The 16,887-nt window shown below is 36.1% G+C and carries 20 protein-coding genes and 1 pseudogene; 2 read left to right on the forward strand and 19 right to left on the reverse strand.

Annotated elements, in window-relative coordinates:
- Positions 1–203: 203 nt before the first annotated feature.
- The 12 genes and pseudogenes from I4V44_RS18305 to I4V44_RS12060 form a co-directional block, all read right to left on the reverse strand.
- A pseudogene (locus tag I4V44_RS18305) lies at positions 204–383 on the reverse strand (AraC family transcriptional regulator); the annotation flags it as partial.
- Positions 384–934: 551 nt separating this feature from the next.
- Positions 935–1,414 carry a hypothetical protein gene (locus tag I4V44_RS12015; RefSeq protein WP_059085791.1) on the reverse strand — a complete coding sequence of 160 codons (480 nt, stop codon included), beginning with the start codon at positions 1,412–1,414 and terminating at the stop codon, positions 935–937.
- Between the two features lie 61 nt (positions 1,415–1,475).
- On the reverse strand, positions 1,476–1,670 hold the full coding sequence (locus I4V44_RS12020; RefSeq protein ID WP_055056113.1) for a zinc ribbon domain-containing protein: 195 nt from the start codon (positions 1,668–1,670) through the stop codon (positions 1,476–1,478).
- Positions 1,671–1,750: 80 nt separating this feature from the next.
- Complete coding sequence (locus I4V44_RS12025) at positions 1,751–2,131, reverse strand: DUF4825 domain-containing protein (protein ID WP_055056114.1); 381 nt, start codon at positions 2,129–2,131, stop codon at positions 1,751–1,753.
- Between the two features lie 92 nt (positions 2,132–2,223).
- The gene (locus tag I4V44_RS12030; protein WP_118069953.1) at positions 2,224–2,556 is read right to left on the reverse strand and encodes a DUF1648 domain-containing protein; all 333 of its coding nucleotides are present in this window, start codon (positions 2,554–2,556) and stop codon (positions 2,224–2,226) included.
- Positions 2,557–2,615: 59 nt separating this feature from the next.
- The gene (locus tag I4V44_RS12035; protein WP_118069951.1) at positions 2,616–2,804 is read right to left on the reverse strand and encodes a hypothetical protein; all 189 of its coding nucleotides are present in this window, start codon (positions 2,802–2,804) and stop codon (positions 2,616–2,618) included.
- A 58-nt stretch (positions 2,805–2,862) separates the two neighbouring features.
- A complete protein-coding gene (locus I4V44_RS12040) occupies positions 2,863–3,843 on the reverse strand; it encodes a hypothetical protein (RefSeq protein ID WP_196002779.1) in 981 nt (326 codons plus the stop codon).
- Between the two features lie 85 nt (positions 3,844–3,928).
- Complete coding sequence (locus I4V44_RS18550) at positions 3,929–4,138, reverse strand: PF20097 family protein (RefSeq protein WP_118592829.1); 210 nt, start codon at positions 4,136–4,138, stop codon at positions 3,929–3,931.
- Positions 4,139–4,232: 94 nt separating this feature from the next.
- Positions 4,233–4,565 (reverse strand): DUF3784 domain-containing protein, encoded by a 333-nt coding sequence (locus I4V44_RS12045; protein ID WP_207744254.1) that lies wholly within the window; start codon positions 4,563–4,565, stop codon positions 4,233–4,235.
- Positions 4,566–4,946: 381 nt separating this feature from the next.
- Positions 4,947–5,216, reverse strand: a complete 270-nt coding sequence (locus I4V44_RS18555; RefSeq protein ID WP_243104485.1) for a hypothetical protein — start codon at positions 5,214–5,216, stop codon at positions 4,947–4,949.
- Between the two features lie 228 nt (positions 5,217–5,444).
- Positions 5,445–6,875, reverse strand: coding sequence for a DUF4367 domain-containing protein (locus tag I4V44_RS12055; RefSeq protein ID WP_243280272.1), 1,431 nt, complete (start codon positions 6,873–6,875; stop codon positions 5,445–5,447).
- Between the two features lie 11 nt (positions 6,876–6,886).
- Positions 6,887–7,375: a sigma-70 family RNA polymerase sigma factor gene (locus I4V44_RS12060; protein WP_008703599.1), complete on the reverse strand. Its 489-nt coding sequence runs from the start codon at positions 7,373–7,375 to the stop codon at positions 6,887–6,889.
- Between the two features lie 261 nt (positions 7,376–7,636).
- Between I4V44_RS12060 and I4V44_RS12065 the strand changes: the two genes are divergently transcribed.
- Positions 7,637–7,903, forward strand: coding sequence for a Fic family protein (locus I4V44_RS12065; protein ID WP_243104486.1), 267 nt, complete (start codon positions 7,637–7,639; stop codon positions 7,901–7,903).
- Positions 7,904–7,952: 49 nt separating this feature from the next.
- On the opposite strand, the gene I4V44_RS12070 is transcribed toward I4V44_RS12065, so the two are convergent.
- The 5 genes from I4V44_RS12070 to I4V44_RS12090 form a co-directional block, all read right to left on the reverse strand.
- Positions 7,953–9,701: a M56 family metallopeptidase gene (locus tag I4V44_RS12070; RefSeq protein ID WP_118592831.1), complete on the reverse strand. Its 1,749-nt coding sequence runs from the start codon at positions 9,699–9,701 to the stop codon at positions 7,953–7,955.
- Positions 9,702–9,707: 6 nt separating this feature from the next.
- The gene (locus I4V44_RS12075; RefSeq protein WP_026649345.1) at positions 9,708–10,097 is read right to left on the reverse strand and encodes a BlaI/MecI/CopY family transcriptional regulator; all 390 of its coding nucleotides are present in this window, start codon (positions 10,095–10,097) and stop codon (positions 9,708–9,710) included.
- Between the two features lie 132 nt (positions 10,098–10,229).
- Positions 10,230–11,120, reverse strand: a complete 891-nt coding sequence (locus I4V44_RS12080) for a hypothetical protein (RefSeq protein WP_118592832.1) — start codon at positions 11,118–11,120, stop codon at positions 10,230–10,232.
- Between the two features lie 628 nt (positions 11,121–11,748).
- A complete protein-coding gene (locus tag I4V44_RS17615; RefSeq protein ID WP_049896285.1) occupies positions 11,749–12,060 on the reverse strand; it encodes a hypothetical protein in 312 nt (103 codons plus the stop codon).
- Between the two features lie 171 nt (positions 12,061–12,231).
- Entirely contained in the window at positions 12,232–13,614 is a 1,383-nt protein-coding gene (locus I4V44_RS12090) for an AAA family ATPase (RefSeq protein ID WP_118592852.1), read from the reverse strand.
- 268 nt (positions 13,615–13,882) lie between these two features.
- Between I4V44_RS12090 and I4V44_RS12095 the strand changes: the two genes are divergently transcribed.
- On the forward strand, positions 13,883–14,500 hold the full coding sequence (locus I4V44_RS12095) for an AAA family ATPase (protein WP_118592833.1): 618 nt from the start codon (positions 13,883–13,885) through the stop codon (positions 14,498–14,500).
- Here I4V44_RS12095 and I4V44_RS12100 read toward each other — a convergent pair.
- Both I4V44_RS12100 and I4V44_RS12105 read right to left on the reverse strand, forming a co-directional pair.
- On the reverse strand, positions 14,497–15,588 hold the full coding sequence (locus I4V44_RS12100) for a toll/interleukin-1 receptor domain-containing protein (protein ID WP_182437331.1): 1,092 nt from the start codon (positions 15,586–15,588) through the stop codon (positions 14,497–14,499). The genes I4V44_RS12095 and I4V44_RS12100 overlap by 4 nt on opposite strands.
- 289 nt (positions 15,589–15,877) lie before the next feature.
- Positions 15,878–16,795, reverse strand: coding sequence for a tyrosine-type recombinase/integrase (locus I4V44_RS12105; RefSeq protein ID WP_182437332.1), 918 nt, complete (start codon positions 16,793–16,795; stop codon positions 15,878–15,880).
- Between the last annotated feature and the right edge of the window lie 92 nt (positions 16,796–16,887).

The following is a 16,887-nucleotide window of genomic DNA, read 5'->3' on the forward strand; positions in this document are numbered from 1 at the left end:
TGTAGTAAAAATCTATTTACTATCATTATGAGTTCAAAAACGTAGACAGTAAAGCTACCCAAGATTTAAGCGCTTACTTTTCAACTACAGTCGCATCAACAGATTCAACTGCCGCACTACTATTATTGCTGAAACTTAACAACATTTGGGTAAATACAAACATCATGATTATGAGTGCTGCTACACAGATTATAAATGCCATCCTATTTCTCCATTCCAGATATTTCATCCTGGGTCTGACTTATATGTTGTTCACGATAAAAATTCCGGTATTCCCTTGACGTTACTTTATATCTTTCACGAGATACCCGGTTAAATGTCCTTTGGCTCTCAACTCCTGCATCCAGGCAAATGTCTGTGATGCTCTTACCAGTACATTCCAATTAATCTCCTGCAAGTTTTGTCTACTTTTTCTTCCCATTTGGCAAGTAATAGACGTCTTCTGATATTATAATGTGCTTGTAAGATAAAGAAAGGAGGAAAACGAAATGAAAAGATTTAAAGCATACGTCAACTACCTCATGAACTTCTATGCCAACTACTTCAGAATTTACCGCTATATGTAAAGGACATTCCTGCCATCACAGGAATGTCCTTTACGGAAACCCAGTTTCAATGGTTTCCCTTATTATACTCTAATTTAGTTGCATTTGTACATGAACAGGATTCTCGAAAACATAGACAAAATTGAACAGAATTATGAAAATACTCTTACCACGTTTTTTGATTTTTAAACCACTTATTAGCAGACGGATCCGCCAATGCTGAAAACGGATAGGCAGTTTTCCTTTCAGCTTTCAATTTGTCCAATTAATAATCTCTGAATTTCCATACATCTGATGGATTTGCATTTTTCATCCTCAGCATTCTTTGAAGCAGCTCTTCTGTAAACCACAAATCGTGCAGTATTTTTCCGAAATATAGAGGCTAGATATCAGACCGCTTCATTGCAATTATAAACTGTTGATTTACCAAGATTATTTACATATACGGTAATCAAGTCGCCTTTCTTAAGATCCGGCTTTTCCCATACCAAACGGCTTTTATGATAATACACTTTATCATGATATGTAAAACTATATAGAATCCTGTATGGAATCTGTCTTCTATATCTTGTGTATTTTTGCAAATATACTTTTTCTACCAAGCCCTTCACTTTTGTACCATTTTCGATTAATTGTAAATGTAATTTATCAAGCTTTGCAGTATAAATTCCAAGAGCAGCACTTATTATACACAAAAGCACCCCCGTTATAGAAAACACAGTTCCCAACATATCTGGATTCTGAATACCTGAGTTTACTGCTGGTTTTAATATCCCAAGAAAACTTAAGATACCGGAAACAAGAAAGAATGTTCCTATCCAAAAGAAGATAACTCTCAATAAATCTTCTGTATAGTTAAGTTTTTTCATATTTATTTTCTCCACAAGCATTCCATCAAAATTTTTTATCCTGTTTCAATCATATCTAATTTTACTTCAATTTAGTTAAATCCTCTAAATACATTTCTGTATGTCCACACTCTGGACAGACTGCAACTTTAACATCATCTATAGTTGTCGTTTTTTGTTTTTCATCTACATCTACAACGATCCCATAGCCACCGCCATTAACTTTAAGTCTTAAATCCGCTCTCATGACTGTTCCACACTTTTCGCATTTTCTCATTGCTGTCCTCCAAATATATGTTTCGCTTTCCTATTTTTCTTACTATATAATAGCAGACAAAATATTAACCACTGAATGATCTACCGTTCATACGATGCAATGATTTCCTTACTATCCGCTATTTTATAATCAAGCGTTTCCAAATTACCAATCAAATCAAATGTCATATCCGCATTAACTTGCAATTCATCTTCAATCTTAACTGCAGACGGCTCAACTTTTAGAAATACTGTTAATCCATAAGGCTTCGTTTCAGACTGTATCTGTATGCTATCATAAGAATATCCTTCCGGATACTCTTGCCCACTTACAATATTTATAACATTCGAAGAATCTCCTACATAATCTGTCTTGTACTGTGACAGGTCAGGAATCTCGTACAGTTCTTCTTTTCTGCCACATGCAGAAAGCAATATTGCTGATACCGTAAATAAAATAATTGGAATTACTTTTTTCATCATGAACCAGCTCCTCTTCACACTTTGATATAAAACAGCCTGCCCAATGAACCAGAAACTGCCATATATTTGCTTCTTTATTTATAGATCAGCCTTTAAACAAACGAAGCATAAATCATAAAAATTTCTGCAATCAAAATAGTTCCTAAAACACAATCAATCATCAGGTTATATTGACCAACTGTTAGCCAAGTTTTCGAATGCATCAGAACATACTTTACACTTTTTATACCACTCAAGATCGTAACTGTCAGAAGAAGTATCGGCATTAAAAAAATTTCCATCTTATTGCCAAAGTCATCTGCTGCTCCATTTCCAGCAAAGTGAACAGGAATAATCTCCGGTAAGAAAAAGAAGCTTATTATTGCAATCGCAATTCCAACGATGCAAATTCCCCATGTTAATTTCCTGCTGCTTATACCATCCATAACAGTGCCTTCCTCTCATATGTCAGATACTGGTATTTACTCAAAGCCCTCTAATAAGCTTACTTTTTGAGCAATTCTATAACAACCCAGCATGTAGCTATTGTTTGCATCAGAAAAACGAAATCACACACATATTTCATTCCAAATTTCATAGAAGAGCTCCCAATCAATCCAAAACCTATGTAAGTCGCACCTATGCTGAATATCAAAGCCAGAATACAAATAAGTACCTTATATTCTTTTTTCATATCCCTTTCCTCCCACATCTACATTAATTTGTTGATAAAGATTTAAGGTTCCATATTTCTATTTTACATGAAGAATATGCTGCCTTGCCTCATCTGGAACGATATCTAATAAATATGTTTCCTTAGAAGAAATTTTTTCAAGAAACTCATCCAGTAAATTTTCTTCCTTACCTTCTGCTATTGGCAGAAGTTCCTTATACAAAACCGTAGGAATTCCAATAGAATACTTTTCTTCCTCATATACGAGAGAAGCAAATGTCCAGTCTTCCTGTTCCTCTGGGCCTAATTCCACGATCAACTCAACAATCGGCAAATAATGACACATTTGTAGGAAACTTAAATTAACTTTTATCCGGCCTTCCTCGCCCTCTGGATCTTTTTCTATTATCTCTATTTTATCCTTTCCCGTTACGGTCATTACAACTAAAGAGTTTTTCGGAGATTCTGTATTTATCTTCTCTATTGACTTTGCTTGAACAAAGCCTTTTTCCATCGTTTCTTTTTTATACTCACTACATCCTTTTGATTCAAAAACACCATAGTAGCCGCCCAAATTGTTCATTGCTATTAAATCCGGTGATTTGTATGTAGTTTTACCATTAGCTGAAAGAAATTGATATTTTTCTATGAGCGGCTGTGAACTGAGTTTTAATACCATTGATAAGTGAACCATATACTCATAAGAGTACTTTTTCTTTCCAAGTACTGTAGTAAGTATCATCCCAAGCCAGTAATTAGTTGCACCAACTTCTGTACTATCCAAATAATCTTTTCTTGCTAAATCAAATGAAAGTTCTCCCTTTGGCAATAAAGAAACAAATGTTTCAAATAATCTAATTTTGAAATATATTTCTTCTTTACGGTCTATTATCTTTTTCTCGGTCAAATATACATCTGGCATCCCAACCGACACAATAGCATCTATTAGTTCTACCCCGGTAAATGACAAAGTTCCATTGTCTCTTCTATTATGATCAGAAATTTTTTCAGGTTCCAGATACAATTTTATCTGATAAATATCTCCACGTTTTATCTTCATCGCCTGATTCCTCGCAATTAATCGTATTCAAATTCAATTAGTTTCCATATCTACATAAAGCATATTTTTCAAAGAATTGAAAATCTCAATATTCGTAAGAAACAATAATCTTTCTGCAGAAATCACAATTATAGGCAGCTATGCGGTCTCCAGATATCCTTGCTGCCAACTCTGGATCCGTATTTAACCGCAAACTCTCAGAGCCTTCTTTCCACTCCAGTCCTGCCCCTGCACCAACCGCATGCAACTGACCCTTTCGCATTTTTCCTTCACAATATGGACATCTCGTATTCACGTCATCTCCTTTAAGTAGTTAAAGTTCCTCTTGTTACCGAGTATTATCCTGTTCCTGGATAAATTGTATATCTCCTTTCGCATATGTCTTTCGTCTAAATGTTCTTTTCTATTTTTTCTCGTTTCATACGTTCTTTCATCAATAAAACAAATTGAACGGTCCATATTACCCATGCTGCAAAACACCCGATTCCACTGTATAATAAATCTATGGCTGCCCCGGCTACAAATGGCAGTGCCATCCACATCATCCGATTTCCATATACTCTGCACATTTCTTTTTCATCATACTGTTTTCGTTCTTCCTTAGATTTCATATTATAGCCAGACAAAAATGCAGCGGCCTTTCCATTTGATTTTACAAAGCAGATTCCGAATAAAAACATAATCACTGCCATTCCCAAATCAAAGATAACACAGATTATCATTGCAGACACCTCACTTCCCACTCTGGCTATCAAATAAAAAAAGCCAAACACAACAGTAAAACTTATTATGTTTGGCTAGGTCAACTTGTTATTTTTTTATCACTTCTTATGGTTTTATTATACTATATATTTCTCTATAGTAAAACAATTTTTTATATTATTTTTTATTTTAATATTATATTTCTACTATCATCAATTTTTCAGATATTTTCAACGCATAAACAATGCTATTAGCTATAATATTTCCATAAAATTCATCATAGGTTTGTGTAAACGCAAAGAAACGGCGGCTCTGAAATCAAAGCCGCCGTTCCAAATTGTCTGCTTTTTTCTTTTGCCGTCGTGCGGCAGATAATCAATTCATTCTATTTTGAACTTCTTTTATGCCACCTGATATCTGCAATAGGAATGAATCGCCAAGAATGTAAACACAAATAATTCAATTCCTGCCGAAAGCAAAATAACATGCGGTGTCCAGAAACTCATTCCACCGATATTTAGATAATTGAAATTTGCAAGCTGATAAAGGAAATTGTTCTGCATACCGATTCCGGCGGATGGAAGTATGGTAGAGAGCCATGTTGCGCCCATCGCCACATAAGCAAAAAGTGGCAGGAAAAGAACTACAATAGAAATCAGCAAAACAGTCAATGTATTTTTGCACTTTGCAGACAGGAATAGCGTACAGCTAACGGTTGCTAAGACTGAAAGCAAGCCTACTGCGACAAGAATAATCTGCAACTGTCCCAGATTGATGTTTGGCAGGTTAATGGTAGAGTATAGCATCTGGAATGATGTTTTTAAGCAATCCGTCCCGAACGCTACATCTAAAAGAAGCTGCCCACTACGGACAGCCTCTTCTCTATAATAAGATTTTCATTACTGATATATGTCCACCAATCCTGTTTTTAACATTGAATCTGAAAACTCATATGCAGCTCCATCACCGTTAAGATTCAGATACATATTATTCAAGTCATTCTCATTTACGATCCATGCCATATTCACCTGTATACTCTCACCAGGTTTTAATGAAGAAATATAGTTTCCTCCATTTCCATAATCCTCTGATATACTGTTGTATGTCATTTCAGCTGTACGTGCAACACCATCCCATATAACACGATCGTAGTCATCTCCGGACTGTTCTGTTGGATCGTAAATTTGATATGCTCCATCTTCATGGTCCATCAACAGCAATGTACCAATATAAAGCATATGGTTAATTTCTTCATCTGACTTATTGGTATAAGTAATTGTCGCATAGACGAGCTTTTGTTTCACACTTTCTGTTTTTACAATCTCATCCACTGAATCAATGCCATTACCGGACTTAATATAAGACAGCGTATTATTTACTAAATTTCCATCAGTTCCAACTGCATCAGTCCATTCTTCCGGCACATTATTCTGACCAAGCAGCTGCAGATTGTCCTCCACCTGAACAGCATCAACACAAACTGAAATTTTATCATTTTCAATATAGTTGCCATCTCTGTCTTCACCAGATGCTGATATATCAAACACTTCACCAATCTGATGTATTAGCAATTTATTATCTGCAATGGAAGTCATCACTGCTTCTCCCGATGATTCTTCAGGGGATACCATTTCGCTCCACGTATACAAACCAGCGGTTTCAATCATTGTATCATTTTCAGTGATTACAAGGTTTTCTACCACTTTAATGGCATCCTCTTTTGAAATATCATCACCGATATAAACAGTAATTACACAATATACATCTGGACAAAGAAGGTAAATCCTTTGATTAAAAGATCCATCCTCTGCCAGGTCATTATATTTAAGATATACACCTTCATAATTGCCAAAAGTTCGTTCCTCACAGTCAACAACATTCTTATCTTGCATTACTTTGCTCAAATCATCCTCGTCTAAAAGCACAGATGCAAAGCTGAATCCTCCGGTTCGATCATGCTCAGGATATTCCAGATGAAATTCATCAATCCATTCCATACCTTCTGGAATATATCCTGCTGAGATATCTATATCATGAATTTTTTCAGGAAGATTAATTTTCCCTGTGCTGCCATCCGCCTTAATTCCCGTTACGATACTGTAGGCTCCTTGTTTTTCTAAAAACATATGATATAATTTGGCACCTGCATAGACTATGGTCGATGTAGCCAATACACATACGGCTATTGCTGCAGCCACTCTGGCACCTGTCCATTTTTTCACTCTCCTTGTCTGAATATTAACCACCTTCGTGTCCTGAAGCTGTTTTTTCACTTCGCTTTGGATCATCGTGTGGATGAACTCCGGAGTTTCAGGAATATTTTTTTTCATATCTTCTAACCTCATACTGTCAGCTCCTCACTTTCCTGTAAATTACGCTTAAGCTTTCCCCGTGCTCTGGCAAGTCTTTTTTGAACTGCTCCCTCGGTTATCTCAAGAATCTGCGCAATCTCTTTTATGTTGAAATCCTCAATATAGTACAGAATAACTGGCATTCGTAATTCTTCTTTCAAAGAATTTACGGCTCTGTACAAGTCGCTGTAGTCAGTTCTCTGATCTGTCTCAATTTCTGTCATTTCACTCATCCCTTCCAAAGAAACAAGTTTACTCGACTTTCTCAAAAGAGTATAACACTCATTGATCAATATACGAATCAACCAAGTCTTGGCATATTTGTCATTTCTCAAAGTTCCAATCTTTGAAAATGCCTTAACAATCGTTTCCTGAATAGCATCCGCACAATCTTGATCGTTAATTAAAATTGTTTTGGCAGTAGAATACAATTGTCTCTCTGAATTGAGAATCAACGTCCCTAATTCTTCTTTGGTCACTTTAACACCACCTTCTTTAGCCGGCCGGCAATTTTCATTTACATAGATTAGACGTACAGTTTTTCAAAATATCCCCAAATAAACTTTATTTTTTTAATAATAGAGGAAATAAATCTTTCCCCTCTGTTGACATTATACACCTGTCTTACTTCTTACCCATATACAATTGTGAAGGCTTTTTCCAACGTCGGTACATTAAAAAACGATAACTATGCACGGACCTGGTTAATCCGTATCTTAATCAACGAATGTTACAGCCTTGTGCGTAAATCCAGTAAATTTATCCCATTGGAAAATCTGGCTGACAGACAGGAACCGGAATCATCAACGGTATCCAAACAGATTTTAGCTTTTTGCACAACACCAAAATCAAAGAAAGAGCTTGCAGCATTTTGCGGCTTCAAAGATTTAAGAAACTTCACTTTGAAGCATATCAATCCGCTTTTAGAATCTGGGCAATTAGAAATGACTATTCCCGATAAACCTAAAAGTCGCAATCAAAAATATATTACGGTTCATTTTGAATAAACAAAGGAGCAGGGCATTGGGTAGCATCCCCATTGTCCTGCTTCTTTGTTTATTCTGTATAGATGTTCCCATTCTCATCCGTCCAGGTACCGTCACCATTGTCTGTGTATCCGACCCCATCTGCGTCACAATAATAATAATCTCCGTTTGTTGTTTCTATTACATTAACAGTACCGTTACTGCCCTGAAGTTCATGCTGTTCCAGTTGGTTTCCGAAATGATAACCTTCGTCATTCCAGGTACGATATGAATTTCCATTGGCATCTGCCCAGTTTCCATCTCCCTGATAACTGTATCGGCTCCCATAATCATCAGAATAGGTCCCATCTCCGTTATCGTAAAGAACTCTGGATTCTTCATCTCCTCCACCCGGTGCTACAATTGATGCTACACCGGAAGTAGTAGTGAATCCACTGGTATATGGTACGCCTGCTGGCAGATTTTCATAAGATGAAACAGACCCGTTGTTGTCAGAGGTAATTCCATCATCGGTCGTTTCACTTACCTGTCCGCTGTTTTCCATGGCAGGTTCATCATTTGTTTCCGCATCCGCTTTTTCCTCTTCGTCTACAGAATCCTCTGTATCTGTATTCTCTGTCACTCCTCCTTCGTCCTGTGTTTCAGCAGCTTTCTGCATAGTTACCATTTCAGAAAACGGTGCATAATCCGGTACATTATTTTTCTCTGGATCTGCATTTTTTTCAATACCAGACTTCTCCGTCTCTACTGAAACTGTATCTGTCCCGGCAGAGACATTAAATACCAGATTACCGCCTGCAAGCAGCAGCGTCACAAGAATTCCCGGAAGAATTCCTTTGCGGAGTTTCCGAATGTTCACCATATACAGAATCCGATCTTTAAACACCATTTCGCTGTCATTAAGACTTGCTGTCACATATGGAATCTGATTTTCCATGGCCACTGTCCTGAGAAGCAGCTGTCGATATAATTTATGTTCCTTTTTATTAACTCTGCGAACAACTGCTGTATCACACAGATTCTCAATATCCTTATCCGCTTCTTTCAGCATGATAAGAAGAAAGGGATTGAACCAGTATATCGATGCACAGATTCGAAGGAGCATCTTATACCAGAGATCCCGATGGCAATAATGTGTAAGTTCATGGTAAAAGATAAGTTTTCTTTCTTCTGCTGAATACCCGGTTGCTGGTAGATACAATTTTGTATGTAAAAGTCCTGCAAGAAGCGGCGTGGTAAGACCTGCGTTTTGCCTGAGCTCCGGTATTCTGCGTACGTGCTTCTTTTGACACGCTGCACGGTACATCTGAATACTCACCGTATCACTTACCTGCAGACTCATCCGTTCCAGATTCCTTATAGAAAAATAATATGCCAGCAATTCTCCTGTCAGTTTAAGTACCGCTACGCTCAGCCAGACAACAGCAAAAATCACAGCCACAATTCCCAGCCATTTATCTGATTCATACCTGACAGTTCTCTTTTGTTCCGGGATTTCTGTCAGATTTTTCATGTCATTGCTCGCAGATGATACGGTTTCTGTTACCTTCTGACTTCCCTCTGATCTGACTGCGTAATCCGTTATCTTCGGGTTTTGCGTATTCTGTTGACTGCTTTTAAGTACTTTGAAATCCACCAGTGCCAGATTCGCCGGAAGGCGCACCGGAACACAAAGGCTTATCGTAATTAACAGCCAGATAAAGTACTTCCATCTCGCTGATACACGTCCTTTAAACAGAGTCGCAAGCACTTTTACCAGTAAAATTACTACTGCTGCAATAATGTTCAGTTTCAGAATGTGCAGAACAAGAACCTCCATAATTCGCTATTCCTCCCTGTCCTCCAGGTTCTTAAGAAATTCACTGAGATCCTGGACTTCTTCCGAGCTGATTTTCTTTCCATGATAAAGTGAAGTTACAAACTTTTTTAGTGAATTCCCATAAAGTTTCTCAAGAACACTCTGGCTTTCATGTGCCTGATAATCTGACTGCGAAACCAGAGGTGTATACAGATTCATTTTTCCCTGTTTCGTCACTTCCACGAAATTTTTGTTCTCCAATCTGGTCAGCAATGACAAAATTGTTGTTGATGCAAGCTTTTTCTTCATATTGATCACTTTCTCAATCTCCGGTCTGGTCATCGGCGGAGTATTATTCCAAAGAACGAGCATAATATCCAGCTCTGATTCCGGAAGCCTCTGGTAAGTTTTTTTCACTCTTTCATACCTCCTGTTACATATTTTCTACAAATGTAGGAATAATTCTATTTTACCACGGTTCACGGAAATGGCAAGGGCTTTTGCACAATTTGCAAATACCCTTGCCATTCCTGCAGCTACTGACCACTATCAATCTATTTCTGTATAACTGTTGCCATTTTCATCACTCCATGTCCCGTCTCCGTTGTCCGTAAATCCTGTACCATTTTCGTCCTGGAAATAATAATCACCATTTGTGGTTTCCGTAACCGTCACAGTATTACCGTTTGCATCCTGAAGGTCATGCTGTTTCAACGTATGTCCCAGATGATGAGTGTCATCATTCAGAGCTGAGTAGATATTTCCATTTTCGTCGGTATAAGTTTCATCCCCATTATCGGTGTAGTTCATTCCATCATCTCCACGATATTCACAAGAATAATCTTTGTGAAGAATGTAATTAATCTCAATAGTATTTCCATCACTGTCAACTAATGTCATTGGTGAAGTAGTAAGGATATCGGAATCATCATTGCTGTCCGAGGATTTTGTAGAAGCATTTTCTTCTGTATCAGAGGAATCTGAATCTCCTCCTGACTTCTGACTGGCAGTATCTGTAGTTGCCTTATCAGAATCATCGGTCTGGTTTTCATTCTCCTGTCTGGTAAGTGAAGGATTTCCAGGATAAGAAATATATTCTACAAATTTTCTGACGTCACTGATGTCATCTGCATCTTTTGCATATCCCACTGCCATATACAGGCTGTTTCCCTCTGAATAAATTGTCTGATAGCAGGCATCGTATGTGTCATTGCATTTGGCAATCCCTGTTTTGACATCCTCCAGCGAATATTTATAGATATTTACATAATCATTTCCGTTCGTATAGCTTGCATAGGTACCTTCAGTATCTGCTTTTTCCCATTCAGATCCAGTCGGCGGCTGTGTATAGAAATCGTTATTTCCTGCTGCCATAACCGTTGCAGCTGAAAAAATCCCAAATGTTGCTACCGTCATAAGTGTCATAAATTTTGTCTTCATCGTGGATTCTCCTAGAATTTTATTTTCTACATCTGTAGAAGTTAATTGTATTCTACAACTGTAGAATACAATTGTCAATTCTTTTTTCTATATTTTTTTATCATCTCAGTTTAATTTCTATTTTTCCTTCCACTGGGCTATATAAATCCAGAGGATCTTCATCACTTTCATAAACACGTCCTTCGCCTTCTCCAAATGATTTTCGGCATACTGGACATGATAGCCAGAACTAACATTTCTTTATTTTTCTGCAATCGTATTTCCATCAAAAGTTCCGTTTTACAACATTCCTGCAGTAAAAAGAGGCCTTCCCGGATAGACCATTATTGTTCCTGTCCATCCAGAAAGACCTGAAAATTAAAATGTTATATTTCTTAGAAATTTTCCATTAAATTTCTGCAAGCATTTAAATAAAATCATGGGTCTCGTTTTTCGCAAACTTCCCATCTAGGAAAGCAAAAGTTTTGTCTTTCATCCATGTTCCCATAAATGCTCCGAAAAGCAGGATAACTACAACCACCCGCATAGCAGGTGGTTTATTTGTTTCCCAAAGTTCCGTTTTTCGGATCAGCAAAAAATTTTACAATGGAAGAATACGGTAAAAGTCAACGGATTTTTTTTACCAGTTTTACCCAATTTCCAGCTGTTCAAAAAAGACAGCCACATTGCAATAACTGCAATAACGATTCAGTGAATTATTTCCATCCATGATAAATTCCCAGGTATCTTTATAAGTACCACATACATAAAAACCATCGTCATGTAAATATTCCAGGAATTTTTCCAGCTGATCTGTATATTGGTCTGCGATGTCAAATGCCAGATCTTCCTTTTCATCATCAGTCAGATTTTCTGCCCGGTCATGCAGCACATGTTCCATATTTCTGGAAAAATAGTAGATCTCGTAGGGAAATCCTGCCACAGTTTTCCGGTTATACAAAGAATATACAATCTTTCTCTTGCTTAGATTTCTACGGATCAGCCGATCCTTATTTTTTGCCTCTATATGTGCATCAAAATATTTCGTTCATGATCGTTTACCAGTTTCGTAAATATAACAGCCCGTGCATCTTCATCCGTCGGCCCTTCTACAAGAAACAGAATAACTTTTTTAGTCATTAGCACGTATCCTTCCTGCCCGCCTCATAGCAAGCTCCATCTCATATATATTTGTTTCATTGTAGAGCTTTTCTTTTTGCCCGCCAAGCTTGATCGTCCGTAAATAAGATAACCGGGTATTTTGCGTATTTTTGATATAAGTAGATTTTATATAGCAATTCTCAGGATTCACAGTCGTATAAAGCAGAGAATCGTTTTCAAGAATCTCCAATGGGCGTAAGTTATGTGATGTAAAGATCAATTGTCCCTTAGCTTTATCCTGCATAACTTCCAGACATTCTCCCAATAAATACTCATAAATACCAGAATCCAGCTCGTCTACCACAAGGCAATAAGACTCCCTGTTATAGCAGGCAACTAAATTACTGCAAATAGAGATCAGCTTCTTTATTCCTGCGGATTCATACAAAAGAGGAATCCGGTTCTCTCCACGCATGGCAATGATTTCAAACTGCACTCCGTCTTTTCCATCCTTCAATAGCTTATCAAACGCATTATAAATTTCTATATTGATCTCAGGTATTAATGATTTCATTACAATATTGATCTGCTTGATCGTATTTGCTACATAAGGAAAAACTTCTTTTGGCACCACATTTATATCTGTGAAGCGTAAGAAGATGCCTTCACCTTTTTTTGGTATCGTGTCCGACCAGTCAATATTAACCGGCATACTTTCCAAATTTAAGGATAAGTAGCCGTATTGTGCGTTTTCAACAACAGCAAGAGCATAAATTCCATATTTCTGAAAACACTGACTCAGTAGAGCAAGCAATGCAGCTTCACCCTCGGCTTTTTCAAAGACTTCCTGCGCTTTTCTTGAAAATAAAAAGGAACTTACCTCTGGAACTCCCTTTTCCTCATTATAGTTCTGTGTTGCCTGCTCTGCGACTCCAAGTGCAATGACATTCTGGATATCCTTAGAAAAACGCTCATACAATTTCAACGGACGAAAAAGCTCTTTCTTGCCTTTTTGGTAATCAAAAACAGGTGTGATCCGTTTTCCTTCGGACATTTCTCTCTGGCTGAATTTTTCTTTACTGATGCAGAAGCTCTTCTTACCGTTTTTCAGCAGTCCAATTTCATATTCTACCAGATAGCATTTTTCTTCGATTTTCAGCTCAAAGCGATACTTTACAGTGGAGGTATCACTTGCTTCATTTATATAATAATAAAAATTTGACGGGATCTGACGTCCGGAAAGAAGATATTTCAGCAATACCATACAGTCCACAACTACTGTTTTTCCAGATCCATTGGCTCCGTAGATTCCTAAAATGCTTCCCTTTTTGTTTTGGGGCATTTCAATTTCGCCGTGTATCACATTTTTTATGTTGTTGATTTCTATTCCCAAAAGCCGAACAGCGTATTTCATCTCCATCACATCTCCTTTCAGCTTCATTCACCTGTACTCAGTATATCTTATTATATCTCAAAAAATCAATTCTTATTCTATTTTTGTTAATTTCTTTAACATTATTTGAATTATTTTTTAAAAACAAATATTCTACTTGCAGTAAACATGTTCATTTCTAAGGGGATAACGGATAATTCTTAATTATTTTACATTTAAAAGCAACCTTACGCTAAATAAATGATACACCAATTATAGTTTTAAGAAAGACGAGGGAGAATTTACAAATATGACTTGTCATTTACCAGATGATTTAATTGTTCTGATATCCGGTGTTCCGGGAGCAGGAAAAACAACAATATCGTATGAACTTCTTAAAATTTACACGGAAATCAGGCTCATCGAAGAAACGGATATAATTAGAGATATATTAAGAGGGTATAATATTTATTTAAAGGAAACTTGCAATTTTGAATTTGATAAGGTCTGTTCACATGACATTTTTTTGACTTATGATATGGCAAAAGAACAATGTAAAATAATGAAAGAATCTATTTTAAATATTATAAAACGCCAACAACGAAAAAAAATTCCTACTATAATCAATGGCGTACATATTATTCCAGAGGAATTATATTTATGCACGCCATATCAAAATATAGTTTATATTAATCTATATGTAAACTCTGAAAATGCATTGTGGAATCGACTTAAAAATCGAAATCCTGAAAAATACAAATCAGAATGTATACCATTATTATATCAAACAAACACTGATTTAAATAACAGTATCCATCGTATACCAACTAATATATGTAAAGTATATTCAATTGATGTAAGTAATAAAACCATTTATGAAACACTTTCAGATATCCATAAAATTTTTATAAATCTGTATGGTAATTAGAACAAATTTATAGCTTCATTCCAAATGTTAGAAAATTTGCGAATACACTCTTGACCTCGTGGGGAAGATGCGCTAAAAATCTCAAATTTTGTATCTGTCATAAGCTGGGGATACCCGTTTTCATCAAAATGAGGTTTTGCGTAAATGATGCAATTATCCAAGCGTATAATAATTTCTTCTCTTCTATTTGAGTACATGCGAAAACATTTTTGTAAGAGTTGATTATCACCTATTTGATATTTGGCGCGTTTAATTGTTGCTTTGAGCTCTGGCAAAAATATATCTTGTTGTTTATGAGCATGCTTCACTTCATCCGAATTGGGGTTTAAAAACAAACAACGAAAATCGATTCCAAACATTTGATTGTTTAGTGATTTTTCTTCCAAATAATCAAATAATTCCTTGAAATTTCCACCAAATAATTTCATGTTTTTTCTTCCGTATATCCATAAATATTTTCCTGTATACATAAAAGATTGTATTATGGCCTTCCATAATTCAAATGTTTCAAATCCGGTTAGAAAATAGGCAGTTTTATTTCTGTATATAGGGCTTTCAATTCTAAATGTATTATTTGAAATAAGTAAATCAACAAAATCTTCGCATTGAGCATCAACTTTACGATATTTTTCTCGAATTTCATCAATTCTTTTAATAAAATTTGAAAGTAATTCTCTAGTATAAACGGAATCACATAAATTAAAACAATTTATAAATGATTCTTCAAAACTTATACTATTGATATTTATTTCTCTCGCAATATTCATAGGATTATCAATCCAAGAGTGCCAGTTGTGATCTTCATCAAATAATAGTGGAATTACCATTTTGTTTTGACCGCATGCATATCCGGCTTCATATAGTAGCCATGGAGATTTTTTGTTATCGCGAGTGAAACACAACAATACTTTATCACATTCAGAAATTTTTTGAATAATTTTTTCTTGAACTTTTTCACCTGCTGAAATGTTATCCTCAGACATAAAAATATTCAAATGAGGATTCAGAGTTTCTAATAAATTTTTCACTTCAAAAGCAAATTCTCTACTTTTGGATTTAGACCAGCTAATAAATATATTATCTGACATAAAAAATGTCATCCTCCTTCAAAATACAATTTTTATTATTTAATAATATTCTGTAATTGAGCTATGGCTTAGATATCTGGGTACAGATAATTAAGAATTATCCATTCATTATCTTATTTGGATTATAGCAAATCTCGCCAGATTTTTCTATTGAATTCATCCCAATATAAAATTTTTTCATTATTCTTAGTATATTTATGCCTTACCAATATTTTTGTATGCAAAAAAGACCGCCATTTTTCGCCGATCTCCTCTCCTGCATTTTATATATGTAACTTTATACGTTCCTTTACGCTGCTCCTATGATCTTCATGTTATTCCGTGGATGCATATCGCGTAGGATTTCTGCCTGTTTTCTGGCTGCCACATGAATGTAGATCTGGGTTGTCTTTATGGAAGAGTGGCCCAGTATCCGCTGTACACAGCTTATGTCCACTCCCTCCTCAATCAGATATGTTGCAAACGAATGTCTGAACATATGCGGCGTGATATTTCTTTCTATTCCAGCCTGAGCTGTATATTTTTTTAGCATCAGTCGAATGGACTGTTCCGTATACCGGTTGCCCCTGCCATTTACAAAAAAATATCCACTTTTTTTAATCGCCGCTCTGTTTTCAGCATAATATTTCCGCAAAATATCCAACACTGAGGTACTGCCAATCTGAACATATCTTTCTTTCGCTCCCTTTCCCATGAGTTGAATCAGCCCAGTATTCAGATTCACATTTTCTGCCCGTATATTTGATATCTCATAAACTCTGGCCCCGGTTGCAAAGAAAATCTCGATTACTGCCACATCTCTCAGGCAATATTTATAAACCGTCTCCGATTCCTGCTGCAGACAGCCATACATATGGTTTAATAAATGTTCAATCTCTTCACGCGGTATAATTCTCGGAAGAATCAAATTTTCCTTAAATTTGACTTTTATTTTTCGAAATGGACTTTCTTTAATCAATTCATTCTCTTCCAAATAACTATAATATGCTTTGACAGAGGCTATTTTGCGTTTCACTGTTTTTTGCTTATATTTTTTATGTAATTCTGTAATATATTCCTCAATCTTCTCTTTGTCTGGCTCTTCGCAAGCAACAAAAGTAAAATACTGATTGAGATCGATTCGATATGCTTTTACTGTTTTCTGATCCAGTTCCTTTCTATATGTGCAATATTCCAGATACGGTACTAATTTATCCTGCAATCTCATTTTTCGTTCTCCCCTACGTTTTTTAACATTCTCCATATCATACTACCATTTCACCAGAATATTTTCAGAAATTTTACAAACAAAAAGACAGA

This window comes from Blautia sp. 1001283B150304_161114_C9 (assembly GCF_015668165.1).
In the GTDB taxonomy this organism is placed as follows: domain Bacteria; phylum Bacillota; class Clostridia; order Lachnospirales; family Lachnospiraceae; genus Blautia_A; species Blautia_A wexlerae.